16 protein-coding genes are annotated in these 20,839 nt (G+C 44.9%); 1 reads left to right on the top strand and 15 read right to left on the bottom strand.

What is annotated here, in order from left to right:
- Position 1: 1 nt before the first annotated feature.
- Positions 2-1,240, bottom strand: coding sequence for a pitrilysin family protein (locus NST45_RS09145; RefSeq protein ID WP_235219574.1), 1,239 nt, complete (start codon positions 1,238-1,240; stop codon positions 2-4).
- A 176-nt stretch (positions 1,241-1,416) separates the two neighbouring features.
- Positions 1,417-2,283, bottom strand: coding sequence for a spore cortex-lytic enzyme (gene sleB, locus NST45_RS09140; RefSeq protein WP_036688421.1), 867 nt, complete (start codon positions 2,281-2,283; stop codon positions 1,417-1,419).
- A 172-nt stretch (positions 2,284-2,455) separates the two neighbouring features.
- On the opposite strand from sleB, the gene NST45_RS09135 reads away from it, so the two are divergent.
- Positions 2,456-4,420 (top strand): AraC family transcriptional regulator, encoded by a 1,965-nt coding sequence (locus NST45_RS09135; protein ID WP_339825401.1) that lies wholly within the window; start codon positions 2,456-2,458, stop codon positions 4,418-4,420.
- Between the two features lie 90 nt (positions 4,421-4,510).
- Here NST45_RS09135 and NST45_RS09130 read toward each other — a convergent pair whose 3' ends face one another.
- The 13 genes from NST45_RS09130 to rpsO form a co-directional block, all read right to left on the bottom strand.
- On the bottom strand, positions 4,511-7,171 hold the full coding sequence (locus NST45_RS09130; protein ID WP_076223198.1) for a DNA translocase FtsK: 2,661 nt from the start codon (positions 7,169-7,171) through the stop codon (positions 4,511-4,513).
- Positions 7,172-7,249: 78 nt separating this feature from the next.
- Positions 7,250-7,462, bottom strand: a complete 213-nt coding sequence (locus NST45_RS09125; protein ID WP_036688432.1) for a YlzJ-like family protein — start codon at positions 7,460-7,462, stop codon at positions 7,250-7,252.
- Positions 7,459-8,226, bottom strand: coding sequence for an ATP-dependent Clp protease proteolytic subunit (locus tag NST45_RS09120; RefSeq protein WP_076140992.1), 768 nt, complete (start codon positions 8,224-8,226; stop codon positions 7,459-7,461). Before NST45_RS09120 ends, NST45_RS09125 begins: the two co-directional genes overlap by 4 nt.
- A gap of 213 nt (positions 8,227-8,439) precedes the next feature.
- Positions 8,440-10,119, bottom strand: a complete 1,680-nt coding sequence (locus tag NST45_RS09115; protein ID WP_036688436.1) for a ribonuclease J — start codon at positions 10,117-10,119, stop codon at positions 8,440-8,442.
- 508 nt (positions 10,120-10,627) lie between these two features.
- The gene (gene dapA / locus NST45_RS09110; protein ID WP_036688439.1) at positions 10,628-11,503 is read right to left on the bottom strand and encodes a 4-hydroxy-tetrahydrodipicolinate synthase; all 876 of its coding nucleotides are present in this window, start codon (positions 11,501-11,503) and stop codon (positions 10,628-10,630) included.
- Positions 11,504-11,519: 16 nt separating this feature from the next.
- Positions 11,520-12,743, bottom strand: coding sequence for an aspartate kinase (gene dapG / locus NST45_RS09105; protein WP_036688442.1), 1,224 nt, complete (start codon positions 12,741-12,743; stop codon positions 11,520-11,522).
- Positions 12,744-13,003: 260 nt separating this feature from the next.
- Positions 13,004-13,600 carry a dipicolinate synthase subunit B gene (locus tag NST45_RS09100; RefSeq protein ID WP_036688443.1) on the bottom strand — a complete coding sequence of 199 codons (597 nt, stop codon included), beginning with the start codon at positions 13,598-13,600 and terminating at the stop codon, positions 13,004-13,006.
- A 1-nt stretch (position 13,601) separates the two neighbouring features.
- Positions 13,602-14,498 (bottom strand): dipicolinate synthase subunit DpsA, encoded by an 897-nt coding sequence (gene dpsA / locus NST45_RS09095; protein ID WP_036688445.1) that lies wholly within the window; start codon positions 14,496-14,498, stop codon positions 13,602-13,604.
- 568 nt (positions 14,499-15,066) lie between these two features.
- Positions 15,067-15,513 (bottom strand): dUTP diphosphatase, encoded by a 447-nt coding sequence (gene dut / locus NST45_RS09090; protein WP_170914171.1) that lies wholly within the window; start codon positions 15,511-15,513, stop codon positions 15,067-15,069.
- Positions 15,488-16,756, bottom strand: a complete 1,269-nt coding sequence (locus NST45_RS09085) for a pitrilysin family protein (RefSeq protein WP_036688449.1) — start codon at positions 16,754-16,756, stop codon at positions 15,488-15,490. The genes dut and NST45_RS09085 overlap by 26 nt, the downstream gene beginning before the upstream one ends.
- A gap of 78 nt (positions 16,757-16,834) precedes the next feature.
- On the bottom strand, positions 16,835-17,818 hold the full coding sequence (locus tag NST45_RS09080; protein ID WP_076106339.1) for a polysaccharide deacetylase family protein: 984 nt from the start codon (positions 17,816-17,818) through the stop codon (positions 16,835-16,837).
- Between the two features lie 235 nt (positions 17,819-18,053).
- Positions 18,054-20,156, bottom strand: a complete 2,103-nt coding sequence (gene pnp / locus NST45_RS09075) for a polyribonucleotide nucleotidyltransferase (RefSeq protein ID WP_036688453.1) — start codon at positions 20,154-20,156, stop codon at positions 18,054-18,056.
- Positions 20,157-20,449: 293 nt separating this feature from the next.
- Positions 20,450-20,719 (bottom strand): 30S ribosomal protein S15, encoded by a 270-nt coding sequence (gene rpsO, locus NST45_RS09070; RefSeq protein WP_036656390.1) that lies wholly within the window; start codon positions 20,717-20,719, stop codon positions 20,450-20,452.
- Between the last annotated feature and the right edge of the window lie 120 nt (positions 20,720-20,839).

The following is a 20,839-nucleotide window of genomic DNA, read 5'->3' as shown; positions in this document are numbered from 1 at the left end:
TCTATTCCTCCTTCCCTGTCAAGAAATAAATCGTATCCAGCTGAAAGGTCTCCGCTGCGGCTTTTACTTCCCCTGCACCGATTTGTTCCACCTCTTCTAGCAGCTGATCCGCTGTCCGTTCTTTTCCTGACAACTGGCGGTTGAAGTCGTAAGAGATCATCTCAAAAGCAGAATCCGGAATCTCGGAAAGCTGATTGCGGATCATGGCTTTGGTCTGGCTTAACTCCAGATCACTGATGTTGCCAGCTTTCATCTCTTCCAGTTGTTTCTCTATAATTTCAACAGCTTTGTTGTAATTTTGCGTTTCGATGCCTGATTGTATCGTTCCAATCCCCTTGTGACCGTCATAGCGTGAAGAAGCATAATATGCAAGACTGGCCTTCTCCCGTACATTGACGAAGAGTTTGGAGTGTGGATACCCTCCTAATATTCCGTTGTACATAAGTGCGGACGCATATGTATCGTCCTTATACGTAATTGATGTGCGCAGACCCATGTTCAACTTGCCCTGACTGACATCCAGCTTCTCCTCTACCGTCCTTACCTCGCTAACGGATACTGGGACAAACTTGGAGCTATATAAGCCCACCTCCGACTGAATGCGTCCGAAGTGATGCTGCACAAGCTTTTCAACTTCCTCAGTAGTCGTATCTCCCACTACATAGAGATCCAAAATAGCTCCATCCAGCCATGAATTATAGGATTCGTACAAACTTTTTGGGGTAATCCGGTCCAAATCCGCTCTTTGACCCAGTGGATGAAGACGATAGGGCTCGTTACGGCACATTTCTTCGATACAGCGCTCCGCTGCATAACGAATCTTATCATTTACGATAGATTCCAGCTTCTTGCGCACTGTTTCACGCTCTGTTGCAACATAGGAAGGACGGAAGCTTCCATCCTCGACCAATGGACGGGTCAGGACTTCTCCTAGAAAAGCAAAGGATTGTTCAAGCAAGCTCTCCTGACTCTGCACGAAGGAGTCATTAATGGTGTCCATGCGAAACTGAACAATCTGATAATCGCCTCTTTTATAAATATCAAAACCAAATCCAGCGCCATACAGCTCCTCCAAACGCTCGCGGAATTGAGTAGTCTCTGGATAAGAAGCGGTACCTCTGCGGAGCACAAATGGAGCAAGTGCTGTAGGGGTGACCATATCCTCATTAAGTGGGACGCCGGCATAAAGTGAGATGGCGTAGGTCTTGAACGCCTTGGTAGGCATCACGTGAATACGCATACCTGCAACGTTGCCATGCTGAAATACATTATTAGTCAAGTCCAAAACTCCTTTACCGCGTGGATAGTTGCTCATTAACATGTTTATGAATTAATAACCATTCTAAACCATTCCAAAGTAAGGAAGCAACCGGATGCCTCTTCCCGGTTGCTCTCTGGATTTACTTCTTTACTTATCTACATACAGAAAATATGCTGGCCGATAGTCTTGACCTGTGGACGAGTCCAAATCCATTTGGAGGTCGCCGTTTTAGGGTTGAAATAATACAAACATCCACCCGAAGGGTCCCAGCCATTCAGCGCTTGCTGCACTGCTTTTCGTGCCTGCTCATTTGGCTCTAAATAAATCTGCCCGTCAGCTACAGCTGTAAAAGCTCCCGGCTGAAAAATAACGCCAGACGGTGTATTAGGAAAGCTCGGAGATTTTACCCGGTTCAAGATTACTGCAGCAACAGCAACTTGACCTTCGAAAGGTTCACCTCTTGATTCACCATAGACGGCATTAGCCATAATTTTGAGATCATTTTCTGATAATCCCATCGTATTCCCTGAAGACAGAGACGCTGAATCCGAATTATTGGTTGTATTTGTTTTGTTACCGGTGTTGTTGTTTGCTGTATTATTTCCGGTTGCTGAAGCCGACTCTGTCGGCTTCCAGTTCTTAGTTGCGTTATACAATTTCAACTTAGTCTTAGCGCCTACGATGCCATCAGACTTCATTCCAAACTTCCATTGAAACCACGTTACTGAATTTTTCGTTTTCGGACCAAACTGACTGTCTATTTTCCCTTCATAAAAGCCCAGATGTTTTAAACGTCCTTGCAACTCATAAACATCCTGACCAGAAGAACCGAGTTTAATCGGAGTCGTGCTGAAGGCAGGCAAGGCCTCTTCTTCAGGATGATTTAGTTCATGGACAAATGACGCAGCAGCACTTTGCTTGGTCTGTACTATGCCATTACCCTGGAGCAACATTCCTGCAAACGGTGCGGCAGCAAGTGCAAGGGTTAAAGAAGCAAAGATCCACAACTTATGTTTCTTCATAGGGGTTCGCTCTACCTTTCTTTTGTGAGTTCTGCATGAATGGCTAAAGTTATTATGACGACTGTCAGGACATCCTATGCATTACTAAAAAAGAAGTAATAGCATTTCATTGTAATTGAGAATGATTATCAACTATAATCGAAATAAGAAAACGTTGGAGTTGATATTAATCATGAATTTAAAGGACCACATGTTATTGTGGAACCACGCATTAATAGAAATTATTGATATACGCCATACTTTTCAACGATCAGGTGATCTGAATTCACATTATCAGCTGCCCTCAAGTGCATTCTTGTTGATCATAAACGGCAAGGCCGAAATACTAATTGACGAGGTCCCGCACGAGATCAGCAACTTTCATATCCTTCATGGTGGAAAAGGAATGAACATTCAATTTTTACGCATGGATGAACTACTGGAGTATTACTTAATTTTATATAAAGCAAACCTTTCACTCGCCTCACGCAACAATCTAAAAGCAATCATGGAACACAATAATCCCTTTAATCTCCAATATGGATTTACGCCTACTAGTCCACTGCCCTTATTTGATAAGATGGAGAACATGTTTACTGATTGGAGCAAAACAGGGATTTTGGATCGGCTGTATGTCAAAACACTTTTTTATCAATGGATTTATGAGATGCTTAGGCAGCTGCATACGCTGGAAACACAGTTAATTCAACCTGATCCGCTAGATCAAGCAATTCGCTATATGCAGACTTATTATAAGGAAACCTTCTCTCTTGAAAAATTAGCTAAAGCGGTAAACAGCAGTCCTAGAACATTATCCAGATTATTCAGAACACAGCTGCAGACTAGCCCTGCTCAGTACTTAATCAACATCCGCATGGAAAAATCGAAAATATTGCTCCTGAACACAGAGGCTAGCTTGCATGACATCGCAATTGCAGTAGGTTATCCTGATGGCTATTATCTAGGAAAAATGTTTAAAAAATATTACGGAATCTCCCCTGTCCGATACAAAAATAAAGTTATCACCCACTCCAGTTGGCGTGATATGCCATCTCAAGGTGCACAAATTGACATTGCCCGAACACAACCTCTCCGTTATATTGATTATGATAATCATTATCAATATAACGGAGAAGGGGAATTACCAATGTTTAGAAATGCCAAACCATCATTACTGCTCACCCTGTTATTATGCTTTACCATAGTGTTAAGCGCTTGTTCCACGGGAACCACAAATTCAAATGCATCAAGCAATAGGAAACCCACCCCCTCAGCAGAAACAAGTACAGGGGCAAATACAGACAAAGCTGCTGTCGAAGCACAAACCCGGATAATTTCCACAGTTAAAGGAGACATTGCCGTTCCCGCTAGTCCACAAAGAGTTGTAGTTCTTTATTTGCTCGGTGATGTACTGGCTCTCGGCATTAAACCTATAGGTGTATCCGATGTATCCGAGGGTGCAGCATTTGAAGATGAGCTAAAAGATGTGCAAAAGCTTGGCACCTGGTTTGAGGCTAGCCCTGAAGCAATCCTTGCTCTTAATCCCGATCTTATCATTGTGCCGTCAGAGGAAACTTATGAAGCCCTTCACCAAATTGCGCCAACAGTCTTAGTTCCGTATGAAAAAATGTCAACAGAAGAACGGGTGTCCTTTATTGGACAAGTCGTAGGCAAAGAAGATCAAGCAAAAGAATTATTTACTGATTTCCATAAAAAAGTTGAGGTCAGCAAACAAAAGCTGCAAGAAGCTGGTATTCTTGATCACACAATATCCATCATGGAAGGTGGAAAAGACAACAGCATGGCTGTTGTGGCGAGCAAACAATTCGGACGTGGTTCACAAATCATTTATGAATATTTAGGCATGAAGGCGCCGGACATCATTCAACAGAAAATAGATACGGCGACTGGTGCGGATGGGGAATCCGTATCCTTTGAAGTCCTTGGCAAATACAGTGGTGACTATATCTTCCGCTCCTCTTATGATGGTATGGCTGATCTGACCCAAAACCCAATTTGGAACAATATCCCTGCCGTGAAAGAAGGCCGTTTGATGGAGATCGATTTTGGCTTAGGTTATTACAGTGATATCTATTCTCTAAATGTGCAACTGGATTATATTGTTGAAGCTTTGCTTGCTGCGCCAAGAGTCAAATAAGTACTCAGGATACAAAAAAAGAGATGGTCCACTTCATAAAGTGGCCATCTCTTTTACTGTCTATTGAAGGTTTCAACGGGCTTCTACAGCTTAGGAGCTGATCTTGTTATGCTGATATTGCTCAAGTGACATCAGCACCTCACGCGGCTTGCTGCCCTCGTAAGGACCGATGACCCCACGAGCCTCCATAGAGTCAATCAACCGGGCTGCACGGGTATAACCGACCCGCATACGTCGCTGCAGCAGCGACACTGAAGCCTGCTTAGCCTCTAGTACAATTTGTACGGCTTGCTCGTATAATTCATCCTGTGGCTCCTGATCCTCAGTGATTGTATCATCCACTTCAGGAACGATGGACTCATCGTATTCGGCTTCACCTTGACTGCTGACATATTGAACAATAGTCTCTACTTCTTGGTCACTCATAAAAGCTCCCTGTACACGAATAGGCTTAGATGCGCCCATTGGTAAGAACAACATATCACCTCGGCCTAACAACTTCTCTGCACCGGGCATATCCAGAATGGTACGTGAATCCACATTGGACGATACGCCAAAAGCGATCCGGGATGGAATATTAGCTTTAATTAAACCTGTGATGACATCTACTGAAGGACGTTGTGTAGCGATAATTAGATGAATCCCTGCCGCCCGCGCCATTTGTGCAAGTCGGCAAATCGCATCCTCAACATCATTGGCTGCAACCATCATCAAATCCGCAAGCTCGTCCACAATAACAACGATATACGGTAGAATAGCCGCTGGATTCTCAGCCATTAGCTTATTATAACCTTCCATATTCCGTGTTCCCGATTTGGAGAATAGCTCATAACGCTTCTCCATTTCGACTACGATCTTCTTCAAGGCTAGGCTTGCCCGCTTTGGATCTGTGACAACCGGAGCCAAAAGATGGGGAATTCCGTTATACACATTCAGCTCGACCATCTTAGGATCGACCATGAGGAATTTGACCTCATCAGGTTTAGCTTTGTATAAGATGCTTGTTATAATCCCGTTGATACAGACTGATTTACCGGAGCCAGTTGCACCGGCCACCAATAAATGGGGCATCTTAGCCAGATTGCCGATAATGGTCTGGCCGGAAATATCACGGCCAAAAGCAATCGATAATCTGGATTCAGCCTCCTGAAAAATCTGTGTTTCCATAACTTCGCGCATGGTAACAATAGACACTTCAGAGTTCGGAACTTCTATCCCGATCGCAGATTTACCCGGAATCGGTGCTTCCATCCGAATGTCTTTGGCTGCAAGTGCAAGGGCAATGTCATCCGTCAGATTTACAATACGGCTAACCTTAACCCCAATATCCGGTTGTATCTCATATCTTGTAACAGCTGGGCCTCTTACTACCTCCAGCACTTTAGCTCGTACCCCAAAGCTTTCAAGTGTTGCTTCTAATTTACGGGCTGTCTGCATATAATCATTCTGATCTCCAGCTTTGCCACCATTGTTAGGTTTGGCTAAAAGACGGAACGATGGCAGCTTATATGGCTTCGGTGGCGGTGGTGCTGGAGGAGCGGGAATAATCTCTCCATCTGGAGAAGCACCTAGCAGGCCTTCCAAGTCAATACTTACATTCTCCTCAGACTCATCCGTAGGCTGCTGCTTAGCGGCATTAGCTCCGGCTACAGCAGGTTTAGCTGCTTCACCACGAGCTGCGGGTGAGAATTCACTCCACTCTTCCCGATCTTCTTCGTTTAAACCTTCTGAACGGATATGTTCAAAGAAATCTCGAATAATAGGCGTCACAGGTTCAATATCCAGATCCGCATCGTCAAAATCATGATCGATATCCTCTAATGGAATTACACGGCTATCTGGTGTTAATCCCGAAATAATCGGACCGCTCGAAGCACTTGTCACAATTGGACCCTGATCGTCATCCTCAGGATCTGCTTCCACCTGTGAACGCGTGGAACCTGAGAACCAGCCAGATATTTTTTTCAAAAGGACAGGTTGTTTGCGATTAGGCAGATACCGATCGTCTTCGTCTTCTTCATCCTCGTCATCATAGACAGGCTGCTTCACCTGCCGAGCTTTAGCTGGAGCAGCGGCTCTAGATGGTCTCGCCGCTACTGGGACCGCCTTCGGGCGATTTGCAGCATGGAGACGAATCCCCTCCACAAACTTAACCGATCGCACTCGCAAAAGCGTAAAAATCTCCACATATGACAAGTTGGTAATTAGCATAAAGCTGATCGCCAGCATGACGATCATAAGCAGCTTAGCGCCCAGACTGCCAAAAAGCCATAACAGCGCTGCATACTCCAACCCGCCGATGTAACCTCCGCTTATATCCTTACCCAGCATATAGACATTGCTGTCGTTCGAGCCAGGTGAAAGTGATCCCGAAAGATCATTATGTATTTGTGTCATTACATTGCCAGGATGTAACAAAGACAACGGGCCAAGCTTCTGCTCCATTGCAGATATTGTGCTCATAAGGCACATAGACAACAGAAGCAGAAGCACGCCAGTATGCCTGCTGTTCCACGAGGAAGGCCATCTTCGATGGATCATAACCATAAGTCCATAAAAAATGCCGACAAGCGGCAACACAAAATAAAATCTCCCTAATAAGTAACCCGCCATACTTGAAAGTGAGCGCCCTACGGCTGCTTCACCAGACAGTGCAATGACGGAAATAGTTATTAATAAAATTCCATATATTTCATATTTTAAAACGCTGCCGAGCAGCGCTTTTTTCTTCTTCTTTTTTCGTTTAGCCACGCCAGCCACCCCCGGAACAACATTATACCATATAATGGCGTGGCGTACCTATGTTCTCTTTTGTCAGAAATTGAATCTTTATGTTAATGTAATTATCGCACCTGGAGAGAACGCCGGATCTAGATAACGGTTCAGTGGACAATCCAATAATCTCACGATCCGCGCACGCCCTTCCTCCATCGGTTCTACCTGCATCAGCATGCCCTGCACACTCACTTCTCGGGTTGTTGCATAATTGTTAAATGCCCCCTCCCACACCTGTTCCATTGCAACTACTGTGTACAGTGTCATTGCGTAATCCCTCCTGGAGTCGATGCAGAGAAATCTCCGCCGATCATTCGGTTGAGATGCGCTAGAGCCGCTCCGATCCCGCCGACCTCATCCATAAGGCCATATTTAACGGCATCCAAGCCCCCCACAGCCGTCCCGATATCACGATTGAGCTCACCTGTCTTAAACATGAGATCACGGAACTGTTCTTCAGAAATACGCGAATGGGAAGTCACAAATTTAACGACACGTTCCTGCATTTTCTCCATATACTCGAACGTTTGCGGCACTCCGATCACTAAACCATTCATACGAATCGGATGAATCGTCATCGTTGCACTTTCGGCAATGATCGAATAAGTGGAGGAAACTGCAATCGGCACCCCGATACTATGCCCGCCTCCAATGACCACGGTTACCGTTGGCTTGGAGAGGGATGCAATCATTTCCGCAATTGCTAATCCCGCTTCTACATCTCCACCTACCGTATTTAAAATGATAAGCAGACCTTTGATGTTTTTATTCTGCTCAGCAGCCACCAGCTGTGGAATGATATGCTCATACTTTGTTGTTTTGTTCTGTGGAGGCATTACAATATGTCCTTCAATCTGACCAATAATCGTTAAGCAAAAAATATCAGGCTCTCCACTTGGGACTACCGTTTGTCCAAGCTCCTTAATCGCTCCCATTGCAGTGGGCGGCATATTTTCATTAGGATTCGGATTAGTTTCTCCTGGGACAACTTCCTCATTTTTTGCTCCATTTGATCCTTCGATGTAGTTCATCTTCGCAGCTCTCCCTTGTCATATGCAGCTCTAGTCTGCTGTTGCCTTACTAACAATCCTTAGTATGACATTTCAGGGTGCTGCCTTATGCAATTTTCAGCTTATGAAGTAATTATGACATGCAAAAACCCCTTCTCCCGAGGAAACCGTCCAATATTTCCGGGGAAAAGGGGCTCAGCCCTAGCTATATATTCTTTGAAGGAGAAACTCTCCTTACACTTCCATGATAATTGGCAAAATCATCGGTCTGCGGCGCGTTTGTTCATATAAGAAACGGCCCAGCGAATCTTTTACGCTTGTTTTTAGGGAAGCCCACTCATTTACTTTTTCACTCATCAGGCGTTGCAATGTACTGGATACAATTCGGTTAGCTTCGTCGAGCAGTCCTTCGGACTCCCGAACATAAACGAAACCACGTGAAATGATGTCAGGTCCAGAAACAATGGCACCATTCTGTTTGCTAAGTGTAACCACGACAACCAAGATACCGTCTTGAGACAGCAGCTTACGGTCACGCAATACAATGTTACCCACATCGCCTACACCTAGTCCGTCAATCAATACGTTACCAGCCGTTACTTTACCAGCTTTACGAGCGGCACCGCCTTGGATCTCAACAATTTCACCGATTTCAGTGATGAAAATGTTCTGTGGATCTACGCCAACGGATTCTGCCAGCAAAGCATGTTTGCGTTGCATGCGGAATTCACCGTGGATCGGAATGAAGAATTTCGGCTTCATGAGGTTGAGCATAAGCTTAAGTTCTTCTTGGCTACCGTGACCGGATACGTGAACGCCGGAGTTGGAACCGCTGTAAATCACATCAGCACCAAGACGGAACAATTCATCGATGGTACGGCCTACATATTTCTCATTACCTGGTACAGGTGTTGCCGCAATAATAACGGTATCGCCTGGCAGGATATCTACTTTACGATGACTGGAACGCGCCATACGTGTCAATGCAGACATTGGCTCGCCTTGGCTGCCTGTGCAAAGAACAACGACACGATTAGCTGCCATTCTATTCATTTCTTCTGGTTCGATCAGCATACCGTCAGGTACGTTCAGATACCCAAGCTCAGAAGCGATAGATACAACGTTAACCATACTACGGCCAATTACTGTAATCTTACGACCCGTGGATTCTGCTGCATTAACCACTTGCTGAATACGGTGCACATTGGAAGCAAAAGTTGCTACAACGACACGTTGCTCAGCTTTGCGGAAAATATCTTCCAGCACAATACCGACATTCTTCTCAGAAGGGGTAAAGCCTGGTTTCTCAGCATTCGTACTATCCGACAAAAGAGCAAGCACGCCCTTTTGGCCAATCTCTGCCATCCGATGCAGATTTGCAAATTGACCGTTGACTGGGGTGTGGTCAAATTTGAAATCGCCCGTATGAACAACATTTCCTTCCGGAGTCTCAATGCATACACCCACGGAATCAGGAATGCTGTGATTGGTTCTAAAGAAAGTTACCTTAAGTGAGTTCCCCAATTGAATTTCTGAATCTTCGTTGATCAGAATCCGTTTGGTGTCACCCAGCAGGTTCGCTTCCTTCAATTTGTTCTCTACAAGGCCTAAAGTTAATCTTGTTCCATAGACTGGAACATTCAAATTCTTCAGGACATAAGGCAGACCACCGATGTGATCCTCGTGTCCGTGAGTAAGCACAATACCTCTTACCTTGTCACGGTTCTCTGTCAAATACGAGATATCAGGAATTACGATGTCAATACCGAGCATATCCTCTTCCGGAAACTTGAGTCCCGAATCCACGACTACAATGTCAGCTCCGTATTGAATAACATACATGTTTTTCCCGATTTCTCCGACTCCGCCCAATGCGAAAATCGTCAATTTATCGTTGTTGTTTTTTTTGGACAAATGAATCTAACCCTCCTATGATGTTGGACGTCATACTTTTATTGGTAAATATCGAACTTCGATTATTTCAGCGGCGCTGAACACATTCTTCAAACAGCTAATAACTTCCAATCAACAAGGAAATTCCTGAAATCTGTAAAATGCGCAATGCGAAAGCTCCCGATTCCGGGCAGTAAAGTTCATATTGAAGCGGACAAACGCCGTCAAAATTCACCGTCGCGCCCCTCGCGCGAAGACATGTCATTTATTTAAACAGACTCATCTTGGGACCTATCCTGTCTCACAATGTATTACATTGACGGAAGATTACCGCATATTTAATTTTAACCGCACCCAGTCACTTAAGATCATTATACATGATTTTTTTGGCAAAAGACAAGTCATCCGCCTCGTATCCAAATTCTTTCCTTAAATTCGCCTCAATATTTCAGAAAAAAAATATAAATGCAAAAACCGGCTCCCCCAATAGAGTAGCCGGTTTAGAACGTTCATCATCAATGATTAATTCTTAGTGAAATAGACCTTCAATAAAAGCCGCTTCCGCTTCCGTTGGCGAAATAAGTGGCAATCTGACTCCGCCCACAGGGATCCCCTTGAGTCCTAAAGCATATTTTACTGCTGATGGATTGGGCAGCGGTTGTGGGCATTCAAACATTCCTTTAAAAATCGGGAACAGCTGGCGATGAATCTCTCCAGCAAGCTGAACATTGCCGGAGGTATAAGCGTAAATCATTTCTGACATCTGCGCACCAACCACATGGCTAGATACACTTATAATTCCGTATCCACCAACAGCCAGACTGGCAAGACCCGAGGCATCATCACCTGTATATACACGGAAATCATCTGAACAAGCAGAGGCAATAAGTGTTACCTGATCCACAGACGCGCATTCTTTCGTAGCAATGATGTTCGGAATCTCAGCAAGTCGCAGGGTAGTGGCCACGCTCATACTTACACCTGTTCGACCTGGAACATTATATAGAATCACTGGTAATGAAGTCTCTGAAGCAATCGTGGAAAAATGCTGATAAAGACCTTCCTGATTCGGTTTATTATAATAAGGAACGACCAAAAGCACTCCATCTACACCTATTTTCTCTGCTTCCTTCGTCAGATGAATGGAATGTTTCGTGTTATTGCTGCCAGTTCCAGCAATAACTTTACAACGTCCATTCGCCTTTTCCAGCACAAAAGAAAACAGCTGCAGCTTTTCCTCATCGCTTAACGTAGGCGATTCCCCTGTCGTTCCGCAGACAACCAAAGCCTCTGATTTCTGTACCTCAATTAAATAATCGACAAGCTGTGAAGTTACATCCCAGTTGATTTCTCCATCCCCATCAAAAGGGGTTACCATGGCTGTTATTAATCTTCCGAAATCCACTTTGAATTCCTCCTTGTCAGCGGTGCAATTCAAACATAGCATGCAGCGAACGCAAGGACTGCACCATATCTTCTTTTTTCACAAGCACCCATATCGTTGTATTCGAATCTGCGGATTGTAGAATTTGAATGTTTTGCGAGCTAAGCGCCTCAACGATGCGCGCCATAATACCAGGCACACCGTTAATTCCTCCCCCGATAACAGAAACTTTGGCACAACCCGATAAACTCTTAGGTCGCAAACCCAGCTGTTGCAGAGCAGAAATAGCCTTCTCTGATTTGTCATCAAAAACCGTATAAAGAGCTTCCGTAGGTGTTACATTAATAAAATCAACGCTTATCCCGTTATCTGCCATACTCTTAAAGATTTGCAATTGCACTCCGGTTCCGTTACCGTCCGGGCATTCCACAGAAATCTGTGTAACGTTGCTGACATAAGCAATCCCTGTAACGAATCGATCCACAATACCCCCTGCTTGGATATCGTTAAATCCTTCTGGATTCGTAACCAGCGTACCTTCAGCTTCTGAAAAGGTTGAACGAACACGAACTGGAATCTGTGCCTGCATAGCAATCTCAACCGCACGTGGATGAATGACTTTTGCTCCCTGATGAGCCATATTGCAAATTTCTGTATAACTAACGTAAGTTAATGGCTTAGCATCTTCAACGATCCGTGGATCAGCTGTAAGTATCCCGTTAACATCCGTATAAATATCCACCATATCAGCATGAAGAGCAGCACCAAGTGCTGTAGCAGAGGTATCACTACCGCCACGGCCTAAAGTTGTTAAATCACCCGCTTCAGTCTGGCCCTGGAACCCGGTAACAATAACCACTTTATCCTCACGCAGCTCACGGAGAATGCGTTCCGGACGTACATCCAGAATTCTGGCATTGCCATAGTTGCTGTCTGTCAGAAATCCTGCCTGAGCTCCCGTTAATACTGTAGAAGCGATACCTTCATTCTCCAACAGCCCACATAGAGTAGTAGCTGAAATAATTTCACCGCAGCACATCAGGAGATCTTTTTCCCGGTCAGGAAGTGCATCTCCGTTCTGCACGGCCCAATCCAGCAAAGTGTCTGTTGCGTAAGGCTCTCCGCGACGGCCCATGGCCGATACAACAATAACAAGACTGTAGCCACTTGCCAGCTCTCTTTTGACATTGCGGATTACGTGTTCTCTAGCTTGCGGTGTGGATAGCGATGTTCCTCCGAATTTTTGTACCAGAATACCCATGTATAATTCCCCCATTATTATCAAAGCAAACACACTAATCATTCGTGAAAAGATTACGGTACGTGAGCTTATTCGTTAAGTAAGTTGTTAAATGGCTGTACCGCCCTCGAACCTGAGGACGGTAGCAATATTGCTTATATTTTTTTGATAGCAATGAACTTAGCTGTTTCCACTACGTTATCTTGGCACTTCTCATTGCTCATTTGGTGCATCTCCCCTTTTATTGTCCACAACAAAATCAGCCGAGCTCTGTTAATTTTCTATGCTGAATGAAACCGTTCGATGATCATCGGCTGTAGTTGTTTACCTTGCAAAGCGGCATAGCAAGCTTCCGGGATAAGATCCATGCGTGCCACGAGCGAGTTAGGTTTACCCTCAGGGTTATCTTGACCGAATGGTACAAAATAAATATGTTTAGCCACCAGAAGCTTAGCAATATTTGCGGCATTTAGGCCCAATCCATCATTTGTAGATATCGCTAGAACTAGTGGACGTCCGTTGCGCATCTGCGATTTAGCTGCCATTAGCACGGGACTATCCGTCATGGCATTAGCCAGTTTACTCGTTGTATTTCCTGTGCAAGGTGCTATTGTCAGCACATCCAGCAGCTTGGAAGGACCCAGCGGCTCCGCTTCAACAATTGTAGAAATGATATCATTCCCTGTTATATCTTTCAACTGTTTTAACCAATTTTGCGATGTCCCAAAGCGGGTGTCTGTTCCTAGTACAGATGCTGAAACTATAGGTACTACGTTTGCTCCCCCGTCTACGAAGCGCTGAATTTGTGGCATTACCTCAGCAAAAGTGCAATGAGATCCAGTGATCGCATACCCTACTGTTTTTCCGTGCCAATCCATTTTATTCGTCCCCCTTGATTAAAGCCTCGTCCGAAATCGACTGTACCAGCGCATTTGCCATAATAATCCCAGCGCTTTTTGGAGCTACAATGCCAGGGAGTCCTGGAGCCAGCATCGCCTTAATCCCACGTTTTTCAGCATAACGAAAGTCACAACCGCCTGGTGCAGATGCCAGATCAATAATTACGCAATGCGGCGCAAGCCGCGAGAGCACCTGAGCGGTGATGATCATACTTGGTATCGTATTAAATATAAGATCCACATCCGGTACGTGAAGCAGCAGCTCACTGGTCATAAAAGGCTTCCAGCCCATTTCCTCAGCACGTGCATAATGTTCTTGTTTTCTGACACCAACCTTTACACTAGCCCCCAGTCCCTGTAGACTTCGAGCCATTGTAAATCCAGTTCTACCTAAACCAAGCACCATTGATTTCGAGCTGTGAATCGTAAAATCCGTGTTCTGAATGGCCATTACCAGCGCTCCCTCCGCTGTCGGGATAGAGTTGTAAATAGCCACATCATCACGATTAAGCAGTTCGATTAACTTTAGTGAGTGCTTGGTACACATCCCGCGCAAGTAACTTTTAGCCATACCGGTATACACTAAACAATCGGATGGCAGCGCAGTGAAATGCTCCTCCAGAATCGTTAAACGCTCAGAAGAAAATAGAGCACTAATATTTCCTTCATCATCACAGCCTACCGTAGGCAACACTAATACATCTGCATTACTTAGCAGCTCTACCGTCAATTGTTCCAGGCTCACCCCTGGGCTAGGGGTCTCCCACTTATCGAACCCGGCAGCGCTTACCGTCGCATCCAATTCCACACATTTCCGAATCACTTCAAGCTGTCTCGCGTCCCCGCCCAGGAACACGATCCTGACGCCAGTAAGCATAGGGATGACGCTCCTTTCAACATACACTATCGACTATAAAGCATCTTATGCTGGGCATAGTTAATGGGTGAAGAGCGGAAATGAAATCCCCGGCACGCATGGCTGATGGCTGATGAGCAGATGGCTTACGGCTGATGAGTTACGGACCGAGATGCAACTATTTGTGTATTTTTTGTCTTTTAGGAGGAGTTTCGGACTGGAGAGCTCTTATTCGACATAAACAGGTTCGATATCAGGTGTTTTTGATCCAATAGTGACACTGGGGTCCGAAAACAGCCAAATTAAGAAGATTTGTTGTTAATAAGAGCGCTGAGGTCCGATAGGGGCTTCGTTTTTAATTTGACGGTAGGGTTAGAGTTGTGGCAGAGCGCCAATGAAAATGCTGAGTTTATTCGATGGGGAAATCGGATGTAGTTGGAGTAGCAGATAGCACTTTATAAAATGCTATCTGCATAACAATCGAAGAAAATAATGTTTTTGATAATTAACTCTGTATAACAAAAAAAGCTCACGAATCATGCCTTGGGCATGAATTCGTAAGCTTTTTAAATGAATTATATCAACAATCTTATTTGCCAGTATGACCAAAGCCTCCGGCTCCGCGTTGTGTTTCGGACAACTCTTCCACTTCCACCAAATTAACCACTGGAACAGCTTGAAATACCATTTGGGCAATCCGCTCATTGCGAGCGATAGCAAACGGCTCCTGCCCCAGATTGATCAAGAGTACTTTGATCTCTCCGCGGTAATCAGCGTCTATAGTTCCAGGTGTATTCAAGCAGGTAATCCCGTGCTTCAAGGCCAGTCCACTACGCGGACGGATCTGCGCTTCAAGCCCCTCTGGCATAGCCAGTGAAATCCCTGTTGGAATTAAAGCACGCTCTCCTGGTGCAAGTACAATTTCACCCGCAACTGCAGCATAAAGATCATAACCGGAAGCTTGCTCCGACATTTTACAAGGAAGATTTACATCCTCGTTTCCAGTAAGTTTATTGATTTGTACGTAATAAGACAAGATCATCTCTCCTAACATTTGCAATAGCTTTATCTGATGAGCCTACCATCGCTAAAGAAAGCGGCTCCGCGAACATATGGTCCAGCACACTGTTGATATTGTCCATCGTCACTAGCTGAATTTTGGCGATCATATCGTCCAATGTATTATGTCTTCCGAGCATAAGTTCATTTTTTCCGATACGGTTCATTCGGCTGCTAGTGCTTTCGAGACTAAGAATGAGACTGCCTTTAAGCTGCTCCTTGCCTTTTCTCAGCTCATCTTCACTGAGGCCGTTGGTAGCAAGTTCGTACATCATTTCCTTGATTAACTCCATGACATCTTTTGTTTGCTTGGGCGCTGTACCGGCATAGACCGTAAACAGACCAGAATCTGCCTGGGAGCTGTGATAGGAATACACCGAATAAGCTAATCCGCGTTTTTCACGAATTTCCTGGAACATACGGGAGCTCATCCCTCCGCCTACGGCATTATTGATCAGCACCATAGCATATTGCAAGGGATCGCCAGAACGTACGCCAGGCAAGGAAAGACAGATGTGATTCTGCTCTGTTTTCTTGCGGTGAAATAAGAGTTCTCCATAGTAATCTGGTGGAGTCAGCGGCGCACTTGTACCATGATTATCAAAAGAACCAAAATGCTGTTCCAGCAGTTCGATCAATCCATCACTAATGTTGCCGGCTACACTTATAACCGTATTCTCAATCGTGTATTGTTCCTTCATATACGCCCGAAGATCATCCGGCTTCATCTCCATCAGCCGTTCCTTCAAGCCAAGGATGGAATACGCTAGCGGATGGTCCTTGTAGGCAGCAGCACACATCAAATCATGTACAAGATCATCCGGCGTGTCTTCGCACATGGAGATTTCCTCAAGGATGACATTCTTTTCTTTCTCCAGCTCTTCAGCGTCCATCCGTGAACGGAAGAACATATCCGCTAATACATCTACAGCGATGGGCAGATGCTCATCCAGTACTTTAGCATAATAACATGTATATTCCTTTGAGGTAAACGCATTTACATTGCCCCCGATGGCGTCAAACTGCTCAGCAATATCCTTGGCGCTGTACCGATCCGTACCTTTAAAAAGCATATGTTCTACAAAATGGGATATCCCGTTGTTTCCAGGGTGTTCATTCCGAGAGCCTGTCTTTACCCAGATTCCGAAAGAAACGGACCGGCCAGTCGGGATTTTCTCCATTACCACTCGTAAACCATTGGATAACACTATTTTTTCCACTTCAAGTCCTCCTGGCAAATAGCCATGTTCTATCTAATTTAATTACACGTGCCTATAATCCTACCAGAAATACAGCTCTCACTCAACATTAGAGGGGATCAGCCGCTCTGCTGAGAGCGTTTGACTAACTGTACCTAACTGCAACCCTTTTGCTTTGATTCCACGTATCATGGCCCTCAGAGCTTTGGAGGATGAGGCTGTGGGATGCATTAAGACTAGAGTGCCTGGTTCCGCTTTGCTTGTGATTTTGGCAACTACAGATTCAGGAGAAGGATTACGCCAATCCACGGTATCCACGGTCCATAGTACGGTCTTGAGCCCTAAACTGCTGGCAATTTCTACTGTCTCCTGATCGAAATCACCAGAAGGGGGTGCGAACCATTTATTAGTGACTCCAAGCGATTCCTTTAACAGCTTTTGTGTCTTCTCAATTTCTACAGTAGCTCGCGCACGACTTAAAGTACTCATATTAGGGTGGGTATAAGCATGATTCTCCATCTCATGACCACGTTTTAGCATTTCTTTAGCCAGCTCCGGATTTTTACTCAGCCAGCTCCCATCCAGAAAAAACGTAACTTTAACGTTCTCTTCATCCAAAACATCCAACATTGGCACAATGTACTCATTTCCCCACGCCACATTAATCATCAACGATACCATCGGTTTGGCCGGATTCCCACGATATATGGGTTCAGCTCCCAGTTGATTCAGTGATATCTGTGGTTCAATCTGCCGATACATAAATTTTATAGGTTCTTTTGGCGCCAAAAGAGCATTCCGATATGTACTCTCTACATCAATCTCAAGTCCGTTATAACCCGGAATCGCCTTCCATACCCGATCAACCACGGCATTCACTGGAGGGGCATTAAGTTTGGCTGCGGCGGTCTCAATCCGTGTCCGAAGATCATTGTTCTCCGGCTTAGAAATATCCTTCCACACAGCTAGGTCATCCTGCGGCTTCAATTGCGCAAGCATGTCCTTTACCGGTCCCTGAGTGCTGCCAATTCCTATCACGATCGCAATACAAGCAACCACTAAAGCCACTTTTTCCGTCTTCATGACGACTTCCTCCCCGGCAGAAACGACTTGTAGTCCGTTCCACACGAATACAAAGACACTTTGTCCCAATCTATGAGACAAGAGAGGAATTTATGTCATAAGAACAGAGGCAAGAGGCGTGATAGTGATGCACTTTACTTTATTTCATATAAAAAAAGAGCCAGAACGCAATCGCTTCTGTCTCCTTTTATTATGCTATTAGGTACTTTAGAAAAGGTACCTCTACAATTGAAACTTAAGCTTTAGCTCCAGTTTCCGAAGTCAATACCGCTTTACGCGACAGGTTAACCCGGCCTTGTTGGTCGATTTCGGTAACTTTAACGGTAATTGTATCCCCGACAGCTACAACATCTTCAACCTTAGCTACGCGCTCAGTGGACAATTGGGAAATGTGTACCAATCCGTCTTTACCCGGAATTAGTTCAACAAATGCTCCGAATTTCTCAATACGTCTAACTGTACCCACATAGATTTCTCCGACTTGTACTTCACGCACTAGTCCTTCGATAATCGAACGTGCCTTTTGGATCATCTCTTCATCTGAAGAACCGATAAAGACACGGCCATCTTGTTCGATGTCGATTTTTACGCCGGTTTCTTCAATAATTTTATTGATAATCTTACCACCAGCACCGATAACATCACGGATTTTGTCCGGATTGATGTTGATAATAATGATTTTTGGAGCATATTTGGACAGATTAGGTCTTGGCGCAGAGATCGCTTCATTCATTTTGTCCAAGATGAACAGACGGCCTTCTTTAGCCTGCTGAAGTGCATCCTGAAGAATGTTGCGGTCGATACCGGCAATCTTAATGTCCATTTGAATAGCTGTAACACCTTCTGCTGTACCAGCTACCTTGAAGTCCATATCTCCGAGATGATCTTCCATACCTTGAATATCCGTCAGGATGGAGACATGCTCTCCGTCTTTGATCAGACCCATTGCTACTCCGGCTACCGGTGCTTTGATTGGCACACCAGCGTCCATCATAGCCAGAATGCTGGCACAGATACTTGCCTGGGAAGTAGAACCGTTAGATTCAATCGCTTCTGATACTAGACGAATCGTGTACGGGAATTCAGTTTCACTAGGAATAACCTTGGATAATGCACGTTCTCCAAGTGCTCCATGACCGATTTCACGGCGTCCTGGTGCTCTAAGCGGACGAGCTTCCCCTACGCTGAACGGCGGGAAGTTGTAATGGTGCATGAAACGTTTTGTTTCAGTAGGATCGATTCCGTCGAGAATTTGTACATCACCTAGTGCTCCAAGGGTACAAACGCTAAGGATTTGTGTTTGTCCACGTGTAAACAGACCGGAACCGTGTGTACGCGGTAACAGACTTGTATCACATTCAATCGGACGGATTTCATCAAGTTTACGTCCATCTGGACGAACCTTATCATGTGTGATTAGACGTCTTACTTCATCCTTCACGATATCATGTAGGACTTCTTTAACATCTTTCAGAAGCTCCGGTGCTTCTATGTACTTCTCTACGAAATACGCAACCGCTTCATCATTAACGACATCAATCGCTTCCTGACGCGCATGTTTTTCAGCTATTTTAACGGCTTCCACCAGACGAGCCTCAGCAAATGCACGGACCTCAGTATTCACGTCAGCATTCACTGTATGCAGCTTCACAGCCATTTTTTCTTTACCAGCCACTTTAACCAGTTCTTCAATGGTTGCAACGATCTTGCGGATTTCATCATGACCGAACATAATCGCTTCGAGCATCACATCTTCCGTCACTTCGTTCGCTTCTGCTTCAACCATCATGATTGCATCCTTCGTTCCAGCAACCACTACATAAACATCACTGATTGCTTGCTGAGACATATCCGGATTGATCACAAACTCTCCATTAATCCGACCTACAGCAACGCCGCCGATGGGTCCATCAAAAGGCACATCGGAAATACTAAGTGCAGCTGAAGTACCGATCATAGCAGCAATATCTGGTGCGCAGTCCTGATCCACACTCATTACCATGTTCAATACCTGAACATCGTTACGAAATCCTTCAGGGAATAGTGGTCTGATTGGACGGTCTGTCAAACGACTTGACAGAATCGCTTTCTCACTCGGTCTACCTTCCCGTTTAATAAATCCGCCAGGAATTTTACCTACCGCATATAATCTTTCCTCATAGTTAACTGTAAGCGGGAAAAAATCCAGATCCTTAGGCTCTTTCGAAGCCGTAACGGTACATAATACCGAAGTATCCCCGTAACGCACCATAACAGCTGCATTTGCTTGTTTAGCCAGGCGGCCCGTTTCCAGCACAAGGCGTCTTCCACCCAGCTGCATTTCTACACGTTTTTCCATAAATACCTCCTTGAATAGTAGTAGACCCGCAGTCTAAAATAGCAGGTTCACATATCGATCTAAATGAATTGGAAAGGCTTGTCCCAAAGGGAGGCTACCTATTCTGTATGCATATAAGAAGAAACGGCTGGGCCTTACTGAAAAGTAAAGTCGCCGTTTTTGCGAATAATCTCATCGATCCTAATATTAAGTTTTCCCTAAATTTTCAAAAAGCAACCCAGCTGTCCCGCTGTCGCTCCGAGAAGGACATACGGTATACAACCAGGCTGCTTTAAGAGTAATCTTATGGAAAATTAACGACGCAATCCCAGTCTTTCGATCAGGGCGCTGTAACGTCTGATGTCTTTGTTTTTCAAATACGCCAGAAGTTTACGACGTTGTCCAACCATTTTCAACAATCCGCGACGGGAGTGATGATCTTTCTTGTGCGTACGCAAGTGGTCAGTCAAATTAACGATGTTCTCCGTTAGGATAGCAACTTGCACCTCAGGGGATCCAGTATCGGATTCGTGAGTTTTGTGCTCGTCGATCAATTGATGTTTACGTTCTTGAGTTAATGCCATCCTGTTCACCTCCTTCAATATAATCGCCACTAGCCTCGTCACCGTCGGTGAGAACGTGCAACCAAGCTAAGGTTATGATGCTGTAAGCCAGCAACGTTACTTAGTATAGCATCTCCATTA

This window comes from Paenibacillus sp. FSL R7-0163, assembly GCF_037969975.1.
In the GTDB taxonomy this organism is placed as follows: domain Bacteria; phylum Bacillota; class Bacilli; order Paenibacillales; family Paenibacillaceae; genus Paenibacillus_AQ; species Paenibacillus_AQ odorifer.
This window is presented reverse-complemented; position numbering and strand designations above follow the sequence as displayed.